Origin of the sequence: Microcystis sp. LEGE 08355 (assembly GCF_015207185.1) — a bacterium.
GTDB lineage: Bacteria > Cyanobacteriota > Cyanobacteriia > Cyanobacteriales > Microcystaceae > Microcystis > Microcystis panniformis.
This window is the reverse complement of the sequence record NZ_JADEXI010000615.1, coordinates 1-2,673: the sequence shown is the minus strand read 5'-3', so window position 1 is coordinate 2,673 and position 2,673 is coordinate 1. Positions and strand designations below refer to the sequence as shown.

The 2,673-nt window shown below is 44.3% G+C and carries 3 protein-coding genes; 1 reads left to right on the top strand and 2 read right to left on the bottom strand.

From position 1 onward, the window contains the following. Both dps and IQ242_RS21940 read right to left on the bottom strand, forming a co-directional pair. Nucleotides 1–336: DNA starvation/stationary phase protection protein Dps (gene dps / locus IQ242_RS21945; RefSeq protein ID WP_193961406.1), on the bottom strand; the 336-nt coding region annotated here is incomplete at its 3' end. Between the two features lie 222 nt (nucleotides 337–558). After that, complete coding sequence (locus tag IQ242_RS21940; RefSeq protein ID WP_193961405.1) at nucleotides 559–1,290, bottom strand: glutathione peroxidase; 732 nt, start codon at nucleotides 1,288–1,290, stop codon at nucleotides 559–561. A gap of 370 nt (nucleotides 1,291–1,660) precedes the next feature. On the opposite strand from IQ242_RS21940, the gene IQ242_RS21935 reads away from it, so the two are divergent. Beyond that, nucleotides 1,661–2,611 (top strand): undecaprenyl-diphosphate phosphatase, encoded by a 951-nt coding sequence (locus tag IQ242_RS21935; RefSeq protein WP_193961404.1) that lies wholly within the window; start codon nucleotides 1,661–1,663, stop codon nucleotides 2,609–2,611. The last annotated feature ends 62 nt before the right edge of the window (nucleotides 2,612–2,673 follow it).

The window sequence follows — 2,673 nt, the reverse complement described above, 5'->3', positions numbered from 1 at the left end:
GACGATATCAGCCGGATATTCCGGCAGAATCGAGTTAGCGGCGGCGATGCGCGCTGTTCCCAAAGCGGTTCCACCTAAAGCGGTAATCCGTTCTGCTACCATGTCCCCATAGCCTTCTAATTCCGTGGCCATTTCGTCGAAGAGGCTATGCAATTGGTAGAAATTTAAACCTTTTACATTCCAGTGGGCCTGTTTAACCTGAGTTTTTAGGTCTAAACTAGCGGCAAGGGTTTGGCTTAAGATTTCAACCACAGCTTTGCGGATATCTAATGCTAAATCGATGCGGGTGGCGTAGTATTGTGCCGTGGTTTTGGTTTTGACTGGAGTGGCTACCATAATCTTTCTCCTTGATCAGTTAACAGAATACTTGATAATTTTCTCACTTGTGTCCGTGTAGAGGGGACTGATTTTGATCCTACAATTAAGCTCAAGCTATACACATCCCCTTTCAGAATTGATTAACATCGCCCTCAGCCGTCAGCTAGATAATAGTTTTGATAACTAGAAAAATGGCTAATTAATTGAAAAATCAGGGGCTGATAGCTGATAACTGATTAATTATGCTCCTAAATGAGCTGCTAACTCTTCCGAACCGCCAATTAATTGGCCGTCAATGAAGACTTGCGGGGTGGTGGTATTGCCACTCATGGCCCGCAGAGAACGACTGGTGGCATCGCGTCCGAGGATAATTTCTTCGTATTGTAGGCCTTTTTCTTCTAACATTTTCTTAGCCCGGAGGCAGTAGGGACAGCCGACTTTCGAGAAAAGAGAGACTAAAGGCGGTTTTTTGGCTTCTGGGTTGATATAGTGTAACATCGTTTCCGCATCGGAGACTTTGAAAGGATCTCCCGGTTCTTCCGGTTCGATGAACATTTTCTCGATAACACCATCTTTGACTAGCATCGAATAGCGCCAAGAACGTTTACCGAAACCTAAGTCAGCTTTATCGACTAACATCCCCATTCCTGCGCTAAATTCGCCGTTACCGTCGGGAATCAAAAGGATATTATCACATTCTTGATCTTTTGCCCACTCGTTCATGACAAAGGTATCATTCACCGACAAGCAAACAATACTATCTACGCCATTTTCCCGAAAAACCGGGGCTAATTCGTTATATCCGGGTAAATGGGAGGTGGAACAGGTGGGAGTGAATGCCCCGGGTAAGGCAAAAAGAACAACGGTTTTTCCTTTGAATAATTCCTCGCTGGTGATGTTCACCCATTGATTATTTTGACGCACGGGAAAGGTGACATCGGGAACTCTCTGTCCTTCTCGGTTTGGTAGCATAATCTTCAACTCCTAATTGCTAAGTCGTACTCATTTCGAGTTTGTCTAAATTAAGTGTACTCATAACGACTATGAGTTGTCAACAAGTATTTATACTTAAATTAGTTACTGAAGGCAAGAGGCAAGGGCCTCCAAGAAAGAATCTGGCAATTCTCCCACCTAAAAAGAAGATTAGAAACTAAGTACATCAAAGCTTTTAGCTGAACAAATAAGGTTTTAGATTCGTCCGTTGTTATCAGTTACTTCTGTCTCCTGTATACTGTCTCCTGTCTCCCTTCTCCCCACTTCCCCACCTCCCAATTCATAATTCATAATTCATAATTCATAATTCCCACTTCTCCCCACACCCCACACCTTTTTTTACTGAAAAATGATGTTTCCCTTCCTGAAAAAAAGCTATAAATGGCTAGGACTAGCGATAATAACGGTGATTTTGGCGATTACACCCGCCGCCATTGCCCAATCAACTACTAGCGCCATACCTCTGGCAAAAATTAACTGGTTACAGGCGATTTTTTTGGGATTTGTGCAGGGAGTGACAGAATTTTTGCCGATTAGCAGTACCGCTCATCTAAAAGCGATTCCCGTCTTTTTGGGTTGGGGAGATCCCGGTGTCACCTATACAGCAGTGATTCAATTGGGCAGTATTGCGGCGGTATTGTCCTATTTTTGGCAGGATTTAAGGCAAATATCCACGGGAATGGTGAAAGCGGTGGCTAGTTCCGATTATCGTTCCCAGGATTTTCGTTTAGCCGTGGGGATTATCCTAGGCACAATTCCGATCGTTTTCTTCGGTTTGTTAATGAAACTTTTCATTCCCGATTTAGATAATTCCCCCCTGAGAAGCATGACAGCGATCGCCTGTGCCTCTATAGTCATGTCTTTACTCTTAGGTACGTCCGAAAAAATCGGGAAACATAAACGCAGTTTTGAGACTTTGCGACAAAAAGACGGGGTTTTAATGGGATTAGCCCAAGCTTTAGCCCTAATACCGGGGGTATCTCGTTCTGGGTCCACCTTAACTGCCGGGTTATTCATGGGTTTAGAAAGGGCCGTAGCGGCGCGATTTTCCTTTCTGCTGGGGATTCCGGCGATAACTTTAGCCGGTTTAGTGGAATTTAAAGGCGTTCTCGACCAGATTAACACCAGTGAATTAATTCCCCTGGCTATTGGGGTAATTTCCTCGGGGATATTTTCCTATCTTTCGATCGCTTGGTTATTAGATTATCTCAAAAAACAGAGTACCTGGGTTTTTGTCTGGTATCGTCTCTTTTTCGGGGTTACTATCCTGATTGGTGTGGCCTGGGGGCGTTTTTCCTGACCTTTTGGCATTCTAATTAGGGTTTGCGGCAAAAAGTTTGTTGGTGGGGACAGGGTGTGGGG